General features: G+C 61.6%; 17 protein-coding genes. 12 read left to right on the forward strand and 5 right to left on the reverse strand.

The window, feature by feature from the left end; translation table 11 throughout:
• Positions 1–25: 25 nt before the first annotated feature.
• A complete protein-coding gene (locus KGB23_RS08195; RefSeq protein WP_223430613.1) occupies positions 26–862 on the reverse strand; it encodes an IclR family transcriptional regulator in 837 nt (278 codons plus the stop codon).
• A gap of 244 nt (positions 863–1,106) precedes the next feature.
• Here KGB23_RS08195 and KGB23_RS08200 point away from each other — a divergent pair, with 244 nt between their 5' ends.
• The 9 genes from KGB23_RS08200 (at position 1,107) to KGB23_RS08240 (ending at position 10,616) form a co-directional block, all read left to right on the forward strand.
• On the forward strand, positions 1,107–2,132 hold the full coding sequence (locus KGB23_RS08200; protein ID WP_223430615.1) for an ABC transporter ATP-binding protein: 1,026 nt from the start codon (positions 1,107–1,109) through the stop codon (positions 2,130–2,132).
• Entirely contained in the window at positions 2,129–2,998 is an 870-nt protein-coding gene (locus KGB23_RS08205; RefSeq protein WP_223430616.1) for an ABC transporter permease, read from the forward strand. Before KGB23_RS08200 ends, KGB23_RS08205 begins: the two co-directional genes overlap by 4 nt.
• A gap of 6 nt (positions 2,999–3,004) precedes the next feature.
• Positions 3,005–3,799, forward strand: a complete 795-nt coding sequence (locus tag KGB23_RS08210) for an ABC transporter permease (RefSeq protein WP_033057243.1) — start codon at positions 3,005–3,007, stop codon at positions 3,797–3,799.
• Positions 3,800–3,806: 7 nt separating this feature from the next.
• Positions 3,807–4,097 carry a (2Fe-2S)-binding protein gene (locus KGB23_RS08215; RefSeq protein WP_223430617.1) on the forward strand — a complete coding sequence of 97 codons (291 nt, stop codon included), beginning with the start codon at positions 3,807–3,809 and terminating at the stop codon, positions 4,095–4,097.
• 148 nt (positions 4,098–4,245) lie between these two features.
• Complete coding sequence (locus KGB23_RS08220) at positions 4,246–5,601, forward strand: NAD(P)/FAD-dependent oxidoreductase (RefSeq protein ID WP_223430618.1); 1,356 nt, start codon at positions 4,246–4,248, stop codon at positions 5,599–5,601.
• Positions 5,598–6,713, forward strand: a complete 1,116-nt coding sequence (locus tag KGB23_RS08225) for an NAD(P)/FAD-dependent oxidoreductase (protein ID WP_223430619.1) — start codon at positions 5,598–5,600, stop codon at positions 6,711–6,713. Before KGB23_RS08220 ends, KGB23_RS08225 begins: the two co-directional genes overlap by 4 nt.
• A gap of 18 nt (positions 6,714–6,731) precedes the next feature.
• Entirely contained in the window at positions 6,732–7,778 is a 1,047-nt protein-coding gene (locus tag KGB23_RS08230) for an ABC transporter substrate-binding protein (protein WP_223430620.1), read from the forward strand.
• A 261-nt stretch (positions 7,779–8,039) separates the two neighbouring features.
• Positions 8,040–9,167, forward strand: coding sequence for a cell division protein ZapE (zapE, locus tag KGB23_RS08235; RefSeq protein ID WP_223430621.1), 1,128 nt, complete (start codon positions 8,040–8,042; stop codon positions 9,165–9,167).
• Between the two features lie 135 nt (positions 9,168–9,302).
• Positions 9,303–10,616 (forward strand): leucine-rich repeat-containing protein kinase family protein, encoded by a 1,314-nt coding sequence (locus KGB23_RS08240; RefSeq protein WP_223430622.1) that lies wholly within the window; start codon positions 9,303–9,305, stop codon positions 10,614–10,616.
• Positions 10,617–10,743: 127 nt separating this feature from the next.
• Here the strand turns inward: KGB23_RS08240 and KGB23_RS08245 are convergent, their stop codons facing one another.
• Positions 10,744–11,451, reverse strand: coding sequence for a YebC/PmpR family DNA-binding transcriptional regulator (locus tag KGB23_RS08245; protein ID WP_046032546.1), 708 nt, complete (start codon positions 11,449–11,451; stop codon positions 10,744–10,746).
• A 233-nt stretch (positions 11,452–11,684) separates the two neighbouring features.
• Here KGB23_RS08245 and KGB23_RS08250 point away from each other — a divergent pair, with 233 nt between their 5' ends.
• Positions 11,685–13,109, forward strand: coding sequence for a type VI secretion system Vgr family protein (locus KGB23_RS08250; RefSeq protein ID WP_223430624.1), 1,425 nt, complete (start codon positions 11,685–11,687; stop codon positions 13,107–13,109).
• A 3-nt stretch (positions 13,110–13,112) separates the two neighbouring features.
• Here KGB23_RS08250 and KGB23_RS08255 read toward each other — a convergent pair whose 3' ends face one another.
• Positions 13,113–14,504 (reverse strand): FAD-dependent oxidoreductase, encoded by a 1,392-nt coding sequence (locus tag KGB23_RS08255; protein WP_223430626.1) that lies wholly within the window; start codon positions 14,502–14,504, stop codon positions 13,113–13,115.
• Between the two features lie 10 nt (positions 14,505–14,514).
• A complete protein-coding gene (locus KGB23_RS08260; RefSeq protein WP_223430627.1) occupies positions 14,515–15,840 on the reverse strand; it encodes an MFS transporter in 1,326 nt (441 codons plus the stop codon).
• Positions 15,841–16,108: 268 nt separating this feature from the next.
• On the opposite strand from KGB23_RS08260, the gene KGB23_RS08265 reads away from it, so the two are divergent.
• Complete coding sequence (locus KGB23_RS08265; RefSeq protein ID WP_046047564.1) at positions 16,109–16,981, forward strand: LysR family transcriptional regulator; 873 nt, start codon at positions 16,109–16,111, stop codon at positions 16,979–16,981.
• 103 nt (positions 16,982–17,084) lie between these two features.
• On the opposite strand, the gene KGB23_RS08270 is transcribed toward KGB23_RS08265, so the two are convergent.
• The gene (locus tag KGB23_RS08270; RefSeq protein ID WP_223430628.1) at positions 17,085–17,948 is read right to left on the reverse strand and encodes a LysR substrate-binding domain-containing protein; all 864 of its coding nucleotides are present in this window, start codon (positions 17,946–17,948) and stop codon (positions 17,085–17,087) included.
• Between the two features lie 109 nt (positions 17,949–18,057).
• On the opposite strand from KGB23_RS08270, the gene KGB23_RS08275 reads away from it, so the two are divergent.
• The gene (locus KGB23_RS08275; protein ID WP_223430630.1) at positions 18,058–19,167 is read left to right on the forward strand and encodes a 2-aminoethylphosphonate--pyruvate transaminase; all 1,110 of its coding nucleotides are present in this window, start codon (positions 18,058–18,060) and stop codon (positions 19,165–19,167) included.
• The last annotated feature ends 66 nt before the right edge of the window (positions 19,168–19,233 follow it).

Consider the following 19,233-nt stretch of genomic DNA (forward strand, 5'->3'; position numbering starts at 1 on the left):
ATCTGTGACGGTTTGAAGATTGTGTTCAACCCTGCCCGAACACCTGCGAAGGCCAACGCAGCAACGGGTCGAACGGATTGATCCGCGGCCCGATCAGCGCCGCTTCGCGCTTGAGCATTTCCACCACCGTCGGCAAGCGATCCGGCCCCAGCCGATCACTCACGGTCGCCACACTCAGTGCCGCCACGGCCCGCCCTTCGCGATCCAGAATCGGCACCGCCACCCCGGCCATGCCCTGCAACACGCCGGTGTTGCGCCCGGCATAACCCAGCTTGCGCACATTCTCGACTTCCGAGCGCAGGAACACCTCGTCGTACAGGTGGAAATCCTTGAGCCGCGGCAAGTTGTAGTGAATCACCGTGTCGCGCTCTTCTTCCGGCAGGAACGCCAGAATCGCCAGACTACCCTGCCCCACACCCAGCGCCACCCGCCCACCAATGTCACCGGTAAAGGTGCGGATCGGAAACGGCCCTTCGCTGCGGTCCAGGCAGATCGCATCAAAACCACTGCGCGCCAGCAAGAACAACGAATCCCCCAACGACGCCGACAGCCGCAGCAACGCCGGACGCACCAGTTCGCGCAGGTTTCCGGTGTTCCCGGCGCGGGCCGCCAGCGCAAAAAACTCCAGGCTCAGGCGATAGCGTTTGCTGCGTGCATCCTGCTCGACCATGCCCTCATCCATCAGGCTGCGCAGCAATCGGTGCGTGGTCGGTTGTGACAAACCGATGCGCTGGGCCAGTTGCGTCACCCGCTCCCCGCCCTCGACGGTGTCACCCAGACTGCGCAGCACGGCAAACAGTCTGGAGACTGCGCCAACACCGACATCACTTTTGTTTTCATTCCGCTCAATGGAATCTGTCATGGGTTTTCTCGAGTATTAATTTACTCACCGAATGAAACTGAAAATAGTCATCGCTTCAGTGAAATAGGCCATTGAGCCCATCCTATTCTTCGTCCTACTCTGCGTCCAGACAGGGGCGATTCGAACAACAGCGGCAGCCGACTGAAGTCGAGCGCCAACGCACCCAGCAAGACCTTTTCGTATCTGCCCATACAAAAAAGCGCGCCTTCGGGCGACGCATAACAATCTCAGGTGGAGCGCAGTTATGGCTTTTGTGCAACTTGAAGGACTCGGCAAACGTTACGGTGAGATCGACGCCGTCGTTGCTACCAACCTCTCGGTCGAGAAAGGCGAGTTCGTCTCGCTGCTCGGCCCCTCTGGATGTGGCAAAACCACCACCCTGCAAATGATCGCCGGCTTCGTCGAAGTCAGCAGCGGACGCATTGTGCTGGACGGTCGCGACATCACCCACGCCAAACCCGCCAGCCGTGGTCTGGGCGTGGTGTTCCAGAGTTACGCGCTGTTCCCGCACATGACCGTGAAAGACAACGTCGCCTTCGGCCTGCGCATGCGCAAAGTGGCCAACGGCGAGTTGCAGCAGCGAGTGGACCGGGTGCTGAAACTGGTGCGCCTCAACCAGCATGCCGAGCGTTACCCGCGAGAACTCTCCGGCGGCCAGCGTCAACGCGTTGCATTGGCTCGGGCCTTGGTGATCGAGCCGCCGGTGCTGCTGCTCGATGAACCGCTGTCCAACCTCGACGCCAACCTGCGCGAAGAGATGCAATTCGAGATCCGCCGCATCCAGCGCGAAGTCGGAATCACCACGCTGATGGTCACCCATGACCAGTCCGAAGCGCTGTCCATCAGCGACCGGGTGGTGGTGATGCAGGCCGGGCGCATCACCCAGATCGACGCGCCCTACACCCTTTACGAACACCCGCGCACCGAGTTCATTTCCGGTTTCGTCGGCAAGGCCAATCTGCTGCCGGGCGAGCGTGACAGCGCCGGAGTCGTTCAAGTCTGCAACCGTGGCGACGGCGCACTGACCTTGAGCCTGCGCCCGGAAAAAATCGATCTGCGGGACAAAGGCCAGGGCCGTCTGCAAGGCAACATCGTCAGTCGCTTCTTTCTCGGCAGCCAATGGCTTTATGGCGTTTCGACGACCCTGGGCGAACTCAGTGTGGTGCGCCGCAACGACGGTTCGGCACCGCTGACCGAAGGCACGGCGGTCGGGCTGGACTGGGACGCAACGTTGCTGCGGGTGCTGAGTGTCGACGAGGTGCCGGCATGAGTACGCTTGTCGCCATTCGCCAGGGACGCCAGGGTTATTGGCTGTCGGCACCGGCCCTGGCCTTGTACCTCAGCCTGTTGGTTATCCCGCTGCTGCTGACCTTGGTGCTGTCGTTCAACGTCTTCGACTACAGCTCGGGGATCAACGGCGACGCCTACACCCTCGATCACTACAGCAGCCTGCTGGGCGACCCGTATTTCTACGAAATCTTTCTGCGCACGATGTGGATCAGCGCCCTGACCACCCTGCTCTGCGTGGTGATCGGCGTGCCCGAAGCCTACATCCTCAGCCGCATGGGCACGCCTTGGCGCTCGATTTTCCTGATTCTGATCCTCACCCCGCTGCTGATTTCGGTGGTGGTGCGCGCCTTCGGCTGGAGCCTGTTGCTGGGTGCCGACGGCCTGGTCAATCAGATCCTGCAAGCCTTCGGTGGCTCGCCGATGAAGCTGCTGTACACGCCGTTCGCGGTGGTGATTGCGCTGGTCCACGTGATGCTACCGTTCATGATCATTCCGGTCTGGACCTCGTTGCAAAAACTCGACCCGGCCGCCGAGCAGGCCGCGATGTCCCTCGGTGCCAGCCACTTCACCGTGATGCGCCAAGTGGTGCTGCCGCAGATCATGCCCGGCGTGCTCTCGGGCACCTTGATTGTGTTCGGTCTGGCCGCCAGTTCGTTTGCCATCCCCGGCCTGCTCGGCGGACGCCGGATAAAAATGGTCGCCACGCTGATCTATGACCAGTACCTGTCGGAGCTCAACTGGCCGATGGGCGCGGCCATCGCCGTGGCCCTGCTGTTGCTCAACCTGCTGATCATGCTGTCGTGGAACCGGATGATCGAAGGCCGCTACAAGAAGTCATTGGGATAACTCGTCATGTCCAAGAACGGTCCTTTCGCCCTGCTGTTCCATACCCTTGTGGTGCTGTTCATGCTGGCGCCGCTGGTGGTGGTCTGCCTCGTGGCCTTCACCCCGGAAAACACCCTGAGCCTGCCGACCACGGAGTTTTCCCTGCGCTGGTTCCGCGCGGTGTTCGAGCGTGCAGACTTTGTCGATGCGTTCTACAACAGCCTGATCCTGGCGTTCTGCGCGGCCAGTCTGGCGACGTTGATTGCGGTGCCGGCGGCGCTGGCGATCACGCGCTTCGAGTTCCCCGGCCGGGATTTTTTCAATGGTCTGTTCCTGTCGCCGATCATCATTCCGCACTTGGTGCTGGGTGTCGCATTACTGCGCTTGTTTGCGCTGATGGGGGTCAACGGCAGCTTCGCCTGGCTGATCTTCGCCCATGTGCTAGTGATCACACCGTACGTGCTGCGACTGGTGCTGGCGTCGGCCATCGGCCTGGATCGCAGCGCCGAACACGCCGCGCAATCGCTCGGTGCCGGGCGCTTCACGCTGTTTCGGGAAATCACCTTGCCGATGATTCTGCCGGGGGTCGCCGGTGGTTGGTTGCTGGCGTTTATCAATAGTTTCGATGAGGTCACGCTGTCGATCTTCGTCACCTCACCGGCCACGCAAACCCTGCCGGTGCGGATGTACGTGTATGCCACCGAATCCATCGATCCGATGATGGCGGCGGTGTCGGCACTGGTGATCGGGCTGACCGCGCTGACGATGATTTTGCTCGACCGGGTCTACGGCCTGGATCGGGTTCTGGTGGGCAAACAATGAGGGCGCCATGGCTCTGCTGAAACGACTGGCCGAAGGCGACCGCCCGGCCCTGGACTTTACCCTCGACGGCACGCCGGCTACCGGCCTGCTCGGCGACACCTTGCTGACAGCGGTGCTGACCTGCAGCGAACACTTGCGTGGCAGCGACTTCAGCGCCGAACCCCGCGCCGGTTTTTGCATGATGGGTGCCTGTCAGGACTGCTGGGTTCGACTGGGCGATGGTCGACGCGTGCGCGCCTGCTCGACGTTGCTCGAAGCCGGGCAGCAGATCAGCCGCGAACCGGGGCGCACGGTATGAACACCCAATCTACCTGCACAAACCGGATTCCCTGTGGGAGCGGCGGTGCGACGATTCGACTTGCTCGCGAAAGCGTCGTGTCAGCCACCACACCTATTGAATGTGCCGCCCTCTTCGCGAGCAAGCCCGCTCCCACAGGGGGTTGGGTATGAATTCCGTGATCATCATCGGTGCCGGTCCGGCCGGTATACGTGCCGCACAAACCCTGGTCACCCACGGCGTTCACCCGGTGCTGCTGGACGAAGCAGCACGCGGTGGCGGGCAGATTTATCGTCGCCAACCGGCCAACTTCAAGCGTTCGCCGGTCAAGCTGTATGGCTTCGAAGCCGGCAAGGCCAACGCGCTGCATCAGACGATTGATGAGCTGCGCGAGCAACTCGATTACCGCCCTGAAACCCTGGTATGGAACGCCGAAGACGGTGCGCTCGACACCTTGCATGAGGGCCGCGCCTCGCGGCTGGCGTTCTCCCGCGTGATCGTTGCCACGGGCGCCACCGACCGGATTCTGCCGGTACCGGGCTGGACCCTTCCGGGGGTTTACAGCCTCGGCGCCGCGCAGATTGCCCTCAAGTTTCAAGGCTGTGCCATCGGTGAACGCGTGGTGTTCGCCGGCAGTGGACCGTTGCTGTACCTGGTGGCGTATCAATACGCCAAGGCCGGCGCCAAGGTGGTCGCAGTACTCGACAGCTCGCCGTTCAGCGCTCAGGCCCGCGCTCTGCCCGGCCTGCTCTCGCAACCGGCCACCCTGGCCAAAGGCATCTATTACCGCAGCTGGCTGACCGCCCACGGCATCCCGGTGCATCAGGGCGCCAGCCTGAAACGCATCAATGGCGAACAACGTGTGCAATCGCTGAACTGGTCCAACTCAAAGGGTGAACAGCCACTCGATTGCGACGCCGTCGCCTTCGCCCACGGCCTGCGCAGTGAAACCCAACTCGCCGACCTGCTCGGCTGTGATTTCGCCTGGAACCCGCTCAACCGCGCCTGGCTGCCGCAGCGTGACAGCACCGGTCGCAGCAGTGTCGCCGAGGTTTACCTGGCCGGTGACGGCGCCGGCATCATGGGCGCCGACGCAGCGGAAATGGCTGGCGAACGCGCGGCCCTGGCGTTGCTCGAAGATATTGGTTACCTGATCCCGCCGCAACGCGGGGCGCAATTGGAGCAGGCGCTGGGGCGGATCGACACCTTCCGCCAAGGCCTGGAACGGGCCTTCGTCTTTCCCGAGCACTGGGCCGCCGATGCCCCGAATGACGTGATGATCTGCCGCTGCGAAGAAGTGCGGGCCGGCGACATCCGTCAGGTCGTGCGCGAGGGCCATTGGGAGATCAACCGGGTCAAGGCGCATTGCCGGGTTGGCATGGGCCGCTGTCAGGGACGGATGTGTGGCGCCGCCGCCGCGGAAATCATTGCCTGCGAAAGCCAGCGCTGCGTGTCCGACATCGGCAGGCTTCGGGCTCAGGCGCCGATAAAACCCCTGCCGTTTGGTCTGGAGGTCGAGTCATGATTGAAGTCGATGCCGTCATCATTGGCGGCGGTATTGTCGGTTCCTCCGCCGCGCTGTTTCTGAGCAAGGCCGGGCGTCGCGTGGCGCTGCTGGAGCGGGACTTCTGTGGCTCGCATTCCAGCGGCGTGAACTACGGCGGCGTGCGGCGCCAGGGACGACCGCTGTCGCAACTGCCGCTGTCGCAACGGGCCCATGACATCTGGGGGCAACTGCCGCAGCTGATTGGCATCGACGGTGAGTATCAGCGCAGCGGCCACTTGAAACTGGCCCGCAGCCTCAACGACCTGCACGCCTTGCAAGACTATGCCGTCAGCAGTCGGGGCTTTGGCCTCGATTTGCAGGTACTCGAACGCACTGAATTACGCGCACGTTTTCCGTGGGTCGGCGAGGTGGCGGTCGGGGCCTCGTTTTGCCCCGATGACGGTCATGCCAACCCGCGACTGGTCTCCCCGGCGTTCGCCCGGGCGGCGCGGCGACATGGCGCGCAGGTCCATGAACAATGCCCGGTGACGGCGGTGGAACACGACGGCCAACGCTTTCGCATCAGCACGCAAACCGGTCTGGAGCTGCAAGCGCCCTGGCTGCTGAATTGCGCCGGAGCCTGGGCCGGCAGCCTGGCAGAACAATTCGGTGAGGGCGTGCCGATGCACGCCGGGCACCCGGCGATGCTGGTTACCGAGCCCTTGCCGCTGGTGATGAATGCCAGCACCGGGGTCGAGGGCGGCGGTATCTATGCGCGTCAGGTCGCTCGCGGCAATTGCGTGTTGGGTGGCGGTCAGGGTTTTGCCCTCGACGACGCTCGCGCCCGGCCCGGTCAACACGCCGTGATCGAGATCCTGCGTCAGGCCGTCGAGCTTTACCCGTTTCTTGAAGGCGCCCAGGCGATTCGCACCTGGAGCGGCACCGAAGGTTACCTGCCCGATCGCCAACCGGTGATCGGCCACAGTGGCACTCAACCCGGTCTGTTGCACGCGTTCGGCTTCGCCGGCGCAGGTTTTCAGATCGGCCCCGCGGTGGGCCAGGCGCTCACTGAAATCATCTGCAGCGGCGCCTCAAAGACGTCGCTGGATGCGTTTTCCATCACCCGGTTTCACTCCATCTCCGTTGCTTGATAGAGGAAGGTCGCGCCAATGAATAACGTCAAACGCACTGCACTGCTCGGTATTTCCTGCATGAGCGCCCTGCTCACGGTCAGCCAGGCCCAGGCCGAACCGACGCTTTACCTGGGCATGAACGGCGGGACCATGGAGCGGCTCTACGCCGACAAGGTGCTGCCGGTTTTCGAGAAGGCCAACAACGTCAAAGTGGTGATTGTGCCCGGCACCTCCGCCGATATTCTGGCCAAGGTCCAGGCCAGCAAAGGCAACCCGCAGATGCACGTGATGTTCCTCGACGACGGCATCATGTACCGCGCCATCGCCATGGGGCTGTGCGACAAACTCGAAGACAGCGCACCGCTGGCGCAGATTCCGCCCAAGGGCCGCATCAAGGATCAAGCCGTGGCGGTCAGCCTCGGCGTGACCGGGCTGGCGTACAACACGCGGTTGTTCAAGGAGAAAGGCTGGACCGCGCCGACCTCGTGGATGGACATGGCCGACCCGCGCTTCAAGGACAAACTGGTGTTCCAGTCGATGGCCTCTTCGACATTCGGCCTGCACGGCTTCCTGATGTTCAACCGGATTCAGGGCGGCAGCGAAACCGACGTCGAGCCGGGCTTCAAGGCGTGGCCGAACACCGTCGGGCGCAATGTGCTGGAGTACATTCCGAGCTCGGCGAAGATTTCCGAAATGCTTCAGACCGACGAAGCCGCGCTGTTCCCGCTCACGCCGACCCAGGTCACCGCTCTGAAACTCAAGGGCATGCCGGTGGAGTATGCGCAACCGAAGGAAGGCGCCGTAGTGCTCAACGTGGCCGAATGTGCCATCGCCAACAACACTCAGCCGGAACTGGCACAGAAACTCGCCGCCTTCTTGCTGACACCGGAAGCGCAGGCTGCCGCGCTTGAAGACGGCGACCAGATCCCGTCCAACCCGAATACCCCGACCACCGACAAGACTCGCGGCCAGGTGGAAGCGATGAAGCAGTACCTGACCACGGCCATTGCGATTGATTGGGATCAGGTCAACGAACAGCGCCCGGCATGGAATGCGCGGTGGAGTCGCAGTATCGAGCGGTAACTTCCGGCATAGCGCTATCTATGTAGCAGCTGCCGAGCCTGCGAGGCTGCGTTCGGCTGCGAAGCAGTCGCCAATCCATTCCCTACGGTTTACCTGAATGACCGCGGTGTTTGGTTTTACGACTGCTCCGCAGCCGAACGCAGCCTCGCAGGCTCGGCAGCTGCTACAGGTCGACACAACTGGAATGAAAATTCCCCATTTGGTTACACTACGGCGCGGCAGCTCGGGAAGCCGGCATGAAGATTACGGGGTGAAATCACAGTGGCCGTTCGACCGCCAAACCGTTCGCGACTCACACCACGCTGGCCTGCGCTACGCCGCTTGTTCGGCAAGTCATCGGCGGCATCCGCCGGTAACACCGCGACCGGTCGAGTCATCCACGACTACTTCCACCGCAAGGCTCATTCCCAGGGCTACACCCTCAGCCATAGCCAACTGCGCGTCATCGACTGCATGGCGCAACACGCCGCAGCGCTGTCGGGCACCTCGGCAAAAACGTTTCCCGGCCTTTACCTGCACGGCGCCGTGGGGCGCGGCAAGAGCTGGCTGCTCGACGGTTTTTTCCAGGCCCTTCCCATCGCGGAAAAACAACGTCTGCATTTTCATGAGTTTTTAGCGCACCTTCATCAAGGGATGTTCAGTCATCGCGATCAGCCCGATGCGCTGGAAACCACCCTCGACGAACAGCTGCGCGATTGCCGGGTGCTGTGTTTCGACGAGTTTCATGTCCATGACATCGGCGATGCGATGCTCATCACCCGGCTGTTCAAGGCATTGTTCCGCCGAGGCATCCTGCTGCTGGTCACTTCCAATTACCCACCGGAGGGACTGCTGCCCAACCCGCTGTACCACGCGCGCTTCAAACCGGTGATCGACCTGATCAACGCACGCATGCAGGTCATGGAGGTCGGCGGCCCCCACGACTACCGCAGTCAGGTCAGAACCCACGCCCAGCAGCTGTTTACCCAGGGACAGTACGTCTGGCCAGCCACGCTGGCGCAGCGTCAATCGTTGAACCTGCCCGAACGCGACGCGCCGGCCATTTCACTGCCCGTCGGGACACGCAACCTTCAGGCCCGACACTGCGAAGGGCGAACCATCGGTTTCACCTTCGGCGATCTGTGCGACCAACCCATCGCGGTTATGGATTACCTGGAGCTGTGCCGACGTTTCGATCACTGGTTCATCGATGAACTGCCCAACCTCGCCGATTGTTCCATCGCCGCCCAACAGCGCTTCATCAACCTGGTCGACGTCCTGTACGACCGGGACAAGCACCTGATTCTGCTCGGGCAGCAGTCTTTGCGCGAAAGCCTGGGCGGCGATGCCATCGATCTGGCGCGCACGCGCAGCCGGTTGGGGCAGTTGGTCGAAGTCAGGGAACCGTAGGTTTTGTGGTGCAGCTCAGGACGCTATCGCGAGCAAGCTCGCGAAGGCGGCCTGACAGACACCACACTTTTCCGGCTATCATGGCGCCCATTTTCTGGCCCCCGCGCCCTCCTCCCGATCAAAGTGAATCTGTTCATGGATACCCTTGCCCAACTGCGCGCCGGCCAACTGTCGGGCATCACCCGCCTGGACCTCACCGGCGGCCTGACGGAGTTTCCGCGAGAAATCTTCGACCTGGCGGACTCGCTGGAAGTCCTCAACCTCAGTGGCAATGCCTTGAGCAGCCTGCCGGACGACTTGCACCGCCTGACCCGTTTGCGCGTGTTGTTCTGCTCGGACAATCTGTTCACCGAACTGCCCGACTGCCTCGGCCACTGCGCCGCACTGACGATGGTCGGCTTCAAGGCCAACCGCATCGAACGCGTGCCAGGCGCCGCCCTGCCACCGTTGCTGCGCTGGCTGATCCTGACCGATAACCGTATCACTGAACTGCCCGCCGAGCTGGGTCAACGCCCGCACCTGCAAAAACTCATGCTCGCCGGCAACCGCTTGCAACGTTTGCCGGAAAGCTTGCGTCATTGCCATCGACTCGAACTGATCCGCATCGCCGCCAACCGGTTGACCGAGTTGCCCGAGTGGCTGCTGTCCCTGCCGAGCCTGACCTGGCTGGCGTACGCCGGTAACCCGCTGGAGACCGAAGCCGATGCGGCCGCGCTCGAAGCCACGCCCCACATTCCGTGGTCCGAACTGCGTCTGGAGCAGCAATTGGGCGAAGGCGCGTCGGGGGTGATTCATCGGGCTATTTGGGATCGACAGGACCAACCGGCCACACAGGTCGCGGTCAAACTCTACAAAGGCGAAATGACCAGCGATGGCTCGCCGTTGCACGAAATGAACGCCTGCATCACCGCCGGTAGTCACCCCAACCTGATCCGGGTTGAAGGGCGCGTCGTCGGGCATCCGGAAGCCCAGGCCGGGCTGGTGATGCAACTGATCGATCCGAGTTATCGCAATCTGGCGGGGCTGCCGAGCCTGGCGTCATGTACCCGCGACGTTTACGCCAATGACACCCGGTTCAGCGCGGGTGTGGCATTGCGCATCGCCTGTGGCATTGCCTCGGCAGCCGAGCATTTGCACCAGCATGGCATCACCCACGGCGACCTCTACGGCCACAATATTCTGTGGAACGAGCACGGTAATTGCCTGCTGGGGGATTTCGGCGCGGCGTCATTCCATGCCACCTCGGACAACCTTGAAAGCCGTGCGTTGCAACGGATCGAGGTACGGGCGTTTGGTGTTTTGCTGGGGGAATTGTTGGAGCGGATCGACTCGGGGTTGAGCGATGAAGGTCGTATGCAGCTGGAGCAATTGCAGCGGCGCTGCTGTCAGCCGCAGGTGCTGGAGCGACCGGGGTTCAGCGAGATTGTGCAGGAATTGAATCGCTGGTGACCGCTACGCGGTCAATCGCGAGCAGGCTCGCTCCTACAGGTTTTGTGTCGAACATATAATTTTTATTCAACACAACCTACTGTGGGAGCGAGCCTGCTCGCGATGGCGGTATCACTGAAAAATCAAATTAACCCGCCAACCCGACAAACATGTCCTGCACGTCATCGTGGTTATCGAGGCCTTCGAGGAAGGCTTCGACTTCAGCCATCTGCTCATCGCTCAGGCCGCTGACCGGGTTTTTCGGCTGATAACCCAACTTGGCCGACAACACGGTGAACCCTTGCTCGGGCAGGGCTTTCTGCACGGCGTCCAGGTCCGCAGGCTCGGTCAGGAACAGGGTCGTACCCTCTTCTTCGCCCGGCTCGAAATCCTGGGCGCCGGCTTCGATGGCGGCCATTTCCGGATCGGCGTCAGGGCTGTCCGGGGACGCCTCGATCATGCCGACATGGTTGAAGTCCCACGCTACCGAACCGGAAGCGCCCAACTGGCCCTTGCGGAACGCAACACGGATTTCAGCAACGGTGCGGTTGATGTTGTCGGTCACGCATTCAACGATCAGCGGCACCTGATGCGGTGCGAAGCCTTCATAGGTCACGCGATGGTATTGCACGGTTTCGCCCAACAGGCCCGCGCCTTTCTTGATCGCGCGATCCAGGGTTTCCTTGGGCATCGAGGCTTTCTTGGCCTGCTCGACCACCAGACGCAGGTGTGCGTTGGTGGCAGTATCGGCACCGTTGCGGGCAGCAATGGTGATTTCTTTCACCAGTTTGCCGAAGATCTTGCCCTTGGCGTTGGATGCCGCTTCTTTGTGTTTAACCTTCCACTGTGCGCCCATTACTCACTCTCTTGATCTGTGGCGCCGAGACATCTATTGGCCGACGCATGGCGCCAAGTTTATACGGCCTAAAGTTGGCAATCGACCAAAAATTCCATCCTGTTTACCCGCGTGACGAATCGACATCTTCACCGGCAGTTGTAGGGCGATTCTGAAACTTCGATTTGCGGTGACCATAAAGGGCTGTGGTTTCGTACCCTCAGCGCCCGAATTCCATGGCAGAAGCGCGTTCGATGCACAACGACAAGGAAAGTCCCTTCACCCTGACACTTCTCGACGGCGATTTGAGTTTGCAGGTGTTGCAGTTCAGTGGCCGAGAAGCCCTCAACCAGCCCTATCGATTCGACATCGAAGTGATCGGCCTCGCACCGGCCATGAACCTCGACCGATTGCTGCAACAGCCGGTGTTCCTCAGCCTGATGGAGGGCCAGGGTATTCATGGCGTACTTCACAGTGCCAGTCGCGAGCATCGCGGCCCACACCGAATCGACTACAAACTGGTGCTGGTGCCCTACCTTCAATGGCTCGACCGACAGCGTTCACGCCGCGTCTTTCATCACCTCAGCGTACCGATGATCCTGCGCCAACTGCTGGAGGAACATGATGTACCCGAGGGGAGCTATCGCTTCGAATTATCCAACGGACACTATCCCGTCCGGCCTTTTTGCATTCAGTACGAGGAGAGCGATCTGGCATTGCTGCAACGGCTATGTGAAGAAGAGGGCATTCACTATCACTTCGAACATCAGCGCGACGGGCATGTGCTGGTCCTGGCGGATGACAGTCTGAGTTTCCCCCAGGAACCCGTCCTTACGCCTTTCCAGGGCGACGCGCCCGAAGACAGTGACGTGCCGGTGATCAGTGAGTTGTTCCAGCGCCATGACTCACCGCCCTTTCCCTCACGACTGGAGACCAGGAACCGTGGCTCGCAAAACCCCGACGAGGGAGCGGCCAACCACGCGTTCAGCAAACCATTGCCGGTGATGGTCCGGCCCGCGGCCGAGCACATCCATCACGATCAACTAAGCCGACGACAACTGGAACGTCTGCGTTGCCAGCACCTGCAGATCCACGGTCAAAGCAACCAGAGCGCACTGCGCAGCGCACGGATAGTGCAGGTATCGGAGCATCCACTGCCGAATTTCAACGATCAATGGCTGATCACCGAAACCCGACATCAGGGGCAGCAGCCTTCGATTCTTGCCACCGACAAACCCGTTACTGTCCGCCATTACCGCAATCAGTTCACCGCCATTCCCTGGTCAACGGTCTTCAGGCCCGCGCTCAAACAGACCCGGCCGAGCATCCCGGGCTATCAGCCCGCGCGGGTGCTGGGTCCGGCCGGGCAGCCGGCGGCGCTGGATGATCGAGGTCGAATACAGGTCAGGCTGTGGCCAACAGCGGAAGCGGATCCGCTTGAATCTGCCGGTCTCTGGTTACCGGTGGCCCTTGCGACGCCGGACGGTCGGATTGACCCGTCCAGCCTGCCAAAGGCCGGCAGCGATGTCCTCATCAGTTTTCTCGACAGTGACCCGGACCGCCCGGTGCTGTGCGTCGGCATGGGCCATCACCCGCGCACTCGGTCTGTTCCCGCGCCACGCCGCGATAGCCACTTGCTGCTCGATTGGCTGGTCAATCGCTCGGACCTCACGCCCTGACACTCAGCCCTTGTCGGCCTTGCCTGCCGCCGCCGCGAACTTTGCCAGACGCACATCCAGATGCCGTGGCCGATGCCCATGATCCTCGGCGCGCTCCTTGCGGCGAATGGCGTTGCGCACCATCAGGGAGCCGAGGTAACGAATCGGTTCCGGCGGAAACAAGCCCAACGGGCCGTTGACCAAAGGCGAACGGGTCCAGGCGTTGTCCAGTCCCTGGACCATCGAGGCGAGAATCTGCCCGCCCATATGACACGGGCCAACCCCGCTGCCGGAATATCCGAAACCATAAAACACGTTGCCGCTGGCGCTCATCTGGCCGAAGAACGGCAAACCGGTGACGGAGCGATCAGACGGACCGTTCCAGGTCGCCTCGACCTTGACCTGGGCAAACGCCGGAAAGAACTCGTTCAGGCTGTGCTGCAACAAACCGGCATAGGGCGATGGCTGATCGAATACCGGCAACATTCGCCCGCCGTAAGCAAAGGTATTACCGCCCTTGCCGAGCATGATTCGGCCGTCCGGGGTGTTGTGGTAGTAGTGCACGAAAATCCGCGAATCGAGCACGGTGACGCCGCTGGTCAAACCGATTTCGTTGAGCAGATCGGGGCGTGGTTCGGTGATCAGCATGTCGCTGGAAACAATCGCCACACTGCGCTCGAACTGTGGAAACGCCCGGGCCATCCAGGCGTTCATCGCCAGTACCACGCGATCCGCGCGAATGGTGCCGTTCGGGGTTTGTATCCCCGCAGGCTTGCCCTCCTGCAAGCCGGTCATGGCGGTGCGCTCGTGAATCCTCACGCCGAGCTGCAAGGCGACCCGGCGCAAGCCGCGCACCAGTTTGCCTGGCTGCACACTGGCCGCCGCCGGGGAAAACCAGCCTTCCAGATGTTTGCTGGAACCGGCCATGCGTTGCACATCCGCTACCGGTCGCTGGGTGAAGGAGTTGATGCCACTGCGCTCCAGCGCCGCGATCACGGCATCGGTCGAGCCGCATTGGGCACGGTTGGTGGCGGTGTAGAGCGTACCGTCGAGACGGTAATCGGCGTCCACCGCGTACTGCTCGCAAAAGGCGCCGATGGCATGGATGCTGCGCTCCGATTCCTTGACCAGTCGCACGGCTTCTTCGACGCCGAACAGCCGTTCAAGGGTGAAGTACTTGGCCGACCACGACAGTGCACAACCACCGTTGCGGCCACTGGCGCCGGCGCCGCAGATATCAGCCTCGATCAGCAGCACATCCAGCTCGGGGTTCTGTTCCTTGAGCATGATCGCGGTCCACAACCCGGTGTAGCCGCCGCCGACGATGCAGACATCGGCGCGGGTGTCTCCCACCAAGGGCTCGCATGGCGCGCAGGACTCGGCCGCCAGCGCCTGTTCCAGCCAGAAAGGTCTCATGGGTCAATCCTTAAGTACTCAGAGGTTTTACGGTGATCGGTTGGTTAGGCACGAAAACGCTTTCGACACGCAGGCCAGCCGGGCGGCTGTTCCAGTGCGGGATCAGCACCAGGGCCGAAAACAACGCGCAGCCGGCGAAGACGATGAACACGGTGACCGAGTCGAAGTAGCCCGGCAGCAATCCACCGAGAATCGCCCCGACCGAACCGCAACCGTTGACGAAACCAGCCGCTGTGGCGCCCGCCTTGGCGGTGCCGAAATCGATCGCGGCCGCGCCGCTGATCATCGAGTCCGGTCCGTACAGGGTCAGGCCCATGACGAACAGCAGCGCCACCACCAGCATCACGCTGCCGGTATGCAGGGCGCCCATGAACAAGGCCAGGGTGACGGTCAACGCCAACAGGCTGAGCACGCACGCCGGCATGCGTCGGGCGCCGAACACTTTGTCCGAAGCCAGGCCCAGCAGAATCGGCCCGAGCAACCCGGCCAGTTCAAACGCGGTCGGAATGATCGCCGCGCCGACCTTGCCCACCGAGGGCATCTGCTCGAAGACGATCACCGGGCCCCAGAGCAGAATCGCGTAGCGTGCCGGTTTCAGCAGAAAGTACGCCAGGCCCAGCACCAGCACGGTGCGGTTGCGCAGAATTTCTTTTAACGGTTCCAGCATGCTGATCTTGCTTTGCGCGTCGGCCTCTTGCGCCGTCAGTTGCGGCTCCGGTTCCACCGCCGGCAAGCCAACATCTTCCGGTTTGTTGCGCTGAAAAATAAAAAACAGCACGGCGACCAGCCCAACCACCGCCGCACTGGAAAAGAACGCCGCATGCCAGGTGCCAATCAGCGTATACGCCCACCAGCCAGCAAACGGCGAAGCCACCAACCCACCAAAGGCGTAGCAGGAACTCCACAACCCCAGCACCCGCCCGCGCTGTTCAGAGGGAAAGAAACTGCCGAGGTTCTTGCACAGCCCGGACCAGCCGGTGGACTGGGCAAACCCTTGAATCAACATGCAGGTGGCGAAGATTGGCAACGTCGCGAAACTGCCCATCACCAAGGCTGCCGCTGCTGAAATCAGCAACCCGCCAAACACTACGACCCTTGGGCCAAAGCGGTCGGCCAGGATGCCCCAGGTGAATTGCCCGATGGCGTAAGCCGTGAGGTAGATGGCGTCGAGGTTGGCCATGGCCATTTTGTCGAGCATGAAGGTGGGGTCTTCTGCGATCCCCAGTTTTGCCACGGAAAAAGCTTTGCGGGTGAAGTAGAAAGCGGCGTAAGCGAGCCAGGTGATCGCGAAAATCTGCACGCGCCAACGCTTGATAGTGCCGATGTGCTTGTTCATGGTGGTTCTGACCTCAGGGTGTGAGTGTGCCGGCAGAAATTGAGAAATAACGCCTGTTTTTTTATTGTTGAGCACTTCGATATCGCAGCTTCCCTGAGGCGATATCGGTCAGATGAGTCCTGCTGTTGCACGCACAGGCTCATGGCCGCCGACGCTGTTCGACTGACCAGTCACCGGGGCTGAGGTGGATAAAAACAATTACTGATTAATAAGTGAAATCGATTTATCGTATTTCCAATATAAGCTCAGCTTGTTACTGGAGGTTTCGATGTCGGTTTCCCACGCCCAGCTCAAAGCCTTCCATGCCGTGGCCGTGCACGGAAGCTTTACCAAAGCCGCCGAGCGGCTATTCCTCACGCAACCGGCGATTTCCGACCAAGTGCGCAAACTCGAAGAGCGTTTCGGTGTGCTGCTGTTCCACCGCAACAAACGTTCGGTCCGGCTGACGGATTTGGGCGAGCGGTTGCTGAGCATTACTCAGCGGCTGTTCGTCATCGAGGCCGAGGCGCAGGAGCTCTTGCATGACTCCAGGGCCTTGCAGACTGGCAGCCTGATTCTCGCGGTGGATGCGCCAGTGCACGTGTTGCCGCAGATTGCTCGCTTTTGTGAACGCTACCCCGGCATCAGCGTGAAGATCGAAACCGGCAACACCGATGAATCGCTGTTTCGGTTGTTCAACTACCAGGCCGACCTGGCGTTGTTGGGTCGCGATGTCAGCGACGAACGACTGATTTCCTTACCGCTGCGCAATGACCCGATGGTGGCGTTCGTTTCGCGAAATCATCCGTGGGCCGACCGCGAGTCGATTTGCCTCGCGGATCTGGATGACACGCCATTGGTGCTGCGGGAAATCGGCTCGGTGACGCGCCAGACGCTGGAAGAAGAAATGGCTCAGGCAGGTTTTCGCATTCGCCCGGCGATTCAGGTTGAAGGTCGGGAGGCGGCGCGGGAGGCGGTGGTCGTGGGGATTGGCGTTGGTGTTGTATCAGCCGCCGAGTTCGGTGCGGACTCGAGGGTTTGCGCATTGCCGATTACCGACTGCAAACGACGATTGACCGAGACACTGGTGTGCTTGCGCGAGCAGAGTTCGCGGCGGGTGGTGGCGACGTTTCTCGAGATGGTTCGCGAAAGTCTTGTGTAGGCAGGCCCGGCCCCTTCGCGAGCAAGCCCGCTCCCACAGGGATTTTGTGAACGCTGGAGATCCAATGTGGGAGCGGACTTGCTCGCGAAGGCCGCGCCGCGGTTCAACTGGATGGCGCCAAATCGAAAAACGCCTGTATCAAGCGCAAATCCCGCCGCCGCTCCATGCAGCCAATCATGTGCCGATTGACCAACCCATCGCCAAGAATCGGCACCGCCACCACCCGCGGGTCATGACTGACTTCCACCGACGACACCACGCCAACCCCCAACTCGGCGGCGACGGCTTCGGTCACGGCCTCGCGACTGTCCAGCTCCAGTAACACCCGTGGACTGACCAACGCCGCCGCGCACGCCTCGTCGAAGGTGCGTCGGGTGATCGAACTTGGCTCGCGCAACACCATGATCACCTGATCCAGCGCCTTGAGCGGCACCCCCTTGGACATCTGCGCCCAAGGATGACCGTCGGGCACCAGCGCACAAATTCGTGATTCGCTTAAGTCTTGCAAATGCAGCCCCTTGCGCGGTTCGACCTCGGTCAGCACCGCCACGTCGGCATGCTCCGACAACAACGCCGCCAGGGTTTCCTGAGCATTGCCCAGCCGCAGGTTCACGGTAATGCCGGGATACCGCGCGCGCAGGCTGGCGAGCATCGGCATGACCATGTGCGGCCCGTCCGCCGCGACCTCCAAACGCCCGGTCAGTAACTGCCGGTTCGCTTCCAGCATCACCTGCGCTTCTTCGGCCAGACCGAACATTGCCCGGGTGATCGCGGCCAGTTTGGTGCCCTCCTCCGTCAGCTCCACCCGTCGTGCGGTGCGCCGCAACAGGGTGATCTGGTAATGCTCCTCCAACGCCTTGATGTGCCCGGTGACCGCCGGTTGGCTGATGAACAGTCGCGCGGCGGCCCGGGTGAAGCTGCCCTCGCGGGCCACCGCATCGAATGCGCGGAGCTGGAACAGGTTCATGAATAACCCTCACTGATGGCTGGCATAACAACAAACAATTTGATTGATAACTCGGCAAATTGCAATTTAAGCCCCGTAGCTTCATCCCATCGATTGCGAGGACACGAGAATGAGTACTGCCGAACCCATCCTGCTCACCCCCGGCCCACTGACCACATCGGCCCGCACCCGTCAGGCGATGATGGTCGACTGGGGTTCATGGGATGACCGCTTCAATCAACTGACCGCCAGCCTGTGCGAACAACTGCTGGCGATCATCAACGGCGGCGACAGCCACCACTGTGTGCCCCTGCAAGGCAGCGGCACCTTCGCGGTCGAAGCGGCGATCGGCACGCTGGTGCCTCGCGACGGCAAAGTCCTGGTGCTGATCAACGGCGCCTACGGCAAACGCCTGGCGAAAATCTGCGAAGTCCTCGGCCGCTCCTTCAGTACCTTTGAAACCGCCGAAGACGAACCGACCACCGCCGCCGACGTCGACCGCCTGCTGCGCGCCGACGCCAGCATCACCCACGTCGCGCTGATTCACTGCGAAACCAGCACCGGGATCCTCAATCCGCTGCCGGAAATTGCTCACGTCATCGCGCAACACGGCAAACGCCTGATCATCGACGCCATGAGCTCCTTCGGCGCGCTGCCGATTGACGCGCAACAGGTGCCGTTCGACGCGCTGATCGCCGCTTCGGGCAAATGCCTGGAAGGTGTGCCGGGGATGGGTTTCGTCTTCGCTCGCAAAGAAGCGCTGGCCAATGCAGCCGGTAACTCACACTCGCTGGCGATGGACCTTTTCGATCAGCACACCTACATGGCCAAGACTGGCCAGTGGCGCTTCACCCCGCCGACCCACGTGGTCGCGGCGCTGCACGAAGCCCTGCTGCAATACAACGAAGAAGGTGGTTTGCCCGCCCGGCATCAGCGCTATGCCAACAACTGCCAGGTGCTGCTCGATGACATGGCCAAGCTTGGAATTCGCAGCTTCCTGCCCGCCGCAATCCAGGCGCCGATCATCGTCACCTTTCATGCGCCGAAAGATCCGCGCTACCAGTTCAAGGAATTCTACGAACGCGTCAAGGCCAAGGGTTTCATCCTCTACCCCGGCAAATTGACCCAGGTCGAAACCTTCCGCGTCGGCTGCATCGGCCACGTCAACCAGGCCGAGATGCACGCGGCCGTGTCGGCTATCGCCGAAGTACTGCGCGAGATGGAAGTCCTCGAAATCTGATTCACACCGATCTGTAGCAGCTGTCGAGCCTGCGAGGCTGCGTTCGGCTGCGAAGCAGTCGTAAAA

Source organism: Pseudomonas sp. GL-B-26, assembly GCF_019947405.1.
Lineage (GTDB): Bacteria > Pseudomonadota > Gammaproteobacteria > Pseudomonadales > Pseudomonadaceae > Aquipseudomonas.

What these genes read in the sequence shown, in the direction of transcription:
- KGB23_RS08195 (WP_223430613.1), bottom strand. Translation starts at nt 862, where the DNA reads ATGACAGATTCCATTGAGCGGAATGAAAACAAAAGTGATGTCGGTGTT.
- KGB23_RS08200 (WP_223430615.1), top strand. Translation starts at nt 1,107, where the DNA reads ATGGCTTTTGTGCAACTTGAAGGACTCGGCAAACGTTACGGTGAGATC.
- KGB23_RS08205 (WP_223430616.1), top strand. Translation starts at nt 2,129, where the DNA reads ATGAGTACGCTTGTCGCCATTCGCCAGGGACGCCAGGGTTATTGGCTG.
- KGB23_RS08210 (WP_033057243.1), top strand. Translation starts at nt 3,005, where the DNA reads ATGTCCAAGAACGGTCCTTTCGCCCTGCTGTTCCATACCCTTGTGGTG.
- KGB23_RS08215 (WP_223430617.1), top strand. Translation starts at nt 3,807, where the DNA reads ATGGCTCTGCTGAAACGACTGGCCGAAGGCGACCGCCCGGCCCTGGAC.
- KGB23_RS08220 (WP_223430618.1), top strand. Translation starts at nt 4,246, where the DNA reads ATGAATTCCGTGATCATCATCGGTGCCGGTCCGGCCGGTATACGTGCC.
- KGB23_RS08225 (WP_223430619.1), top strand. Translation starts at nt 5,598, where the DNA reads ATGATTGAAGTCGATGCCGTCATCATTGGCGGCGGTATTGTCGGTTCC.
- KGB23_RS08230 (WP_223430620.1), top strand. Translation starts at nt 6,732, where the DNA reads ATGAATAACGTCAAACGCACTGCACTGCTCGGTATTTCCTGCATGAGC.
- KGB23_RS08240 (WP_223430622.1), top strand. Translation starts at nt 9,303, where the DNA reads ATGGATACCCTTGCCCAACTGCGCGCCGGCCAACTGTCGGGCATCACC.
- KGB23_RS08245 (WP_046032546.1), bottom strand. Translation starts at nt 11,451, where the DNA reads ATGGGCGCACAGTGGAAGGTTAAACACAAAGAAGCGGCATCCAACGCC.
- KGB23_RS08250 (WP_223430624.1), top strand. Translation starts at nt 11,685, where the DNA reads ATGCACAACGACAAGGAAAGTCCCTTCACCCTGACACTTCTCGACGGC.
- KGB23_RS08255 (WP_223430626.1), bottom strand. Translation starts at nt 14,504, where the DNA reads ATGAGACCTTTCTGGCTGGAACAGGCGCTGGCGGCCGAGTCCTGCGCG.
- KGB23_RS08260 (WP_223430627.1), bottom strand. Translation starts at nt 15,840, where the DNA reads ATGAACAAGCACATCGGCACTATCAAGCGTTGGCGCGTGCAGATTTTC.
- KGB23_RS08265 (WP_046047564.1), top strand. Translation starts at nt 16,109, where the DNA reads ATGTCGGTTTCCCACGCCCAGCTCAAAGCCTTCCATGCCGTGGCCGTG.
- KGB23_RS08270 (WP_223430628.1), bottom strand. Translation starts at nt 17,948, where the DNA reads ATGAACCTGTTCCAGCTCCGCGCATTCGATGCGGTGGCCCGCGAGGGC.
- KGB23_RS08275 (WP_223430630.1), top strand. Translation starts at nt 18,058, where the DNA reads ATGAGTACTGCCGAACCCATCCTGCTCACCCCCGGCCCACTGACCACA.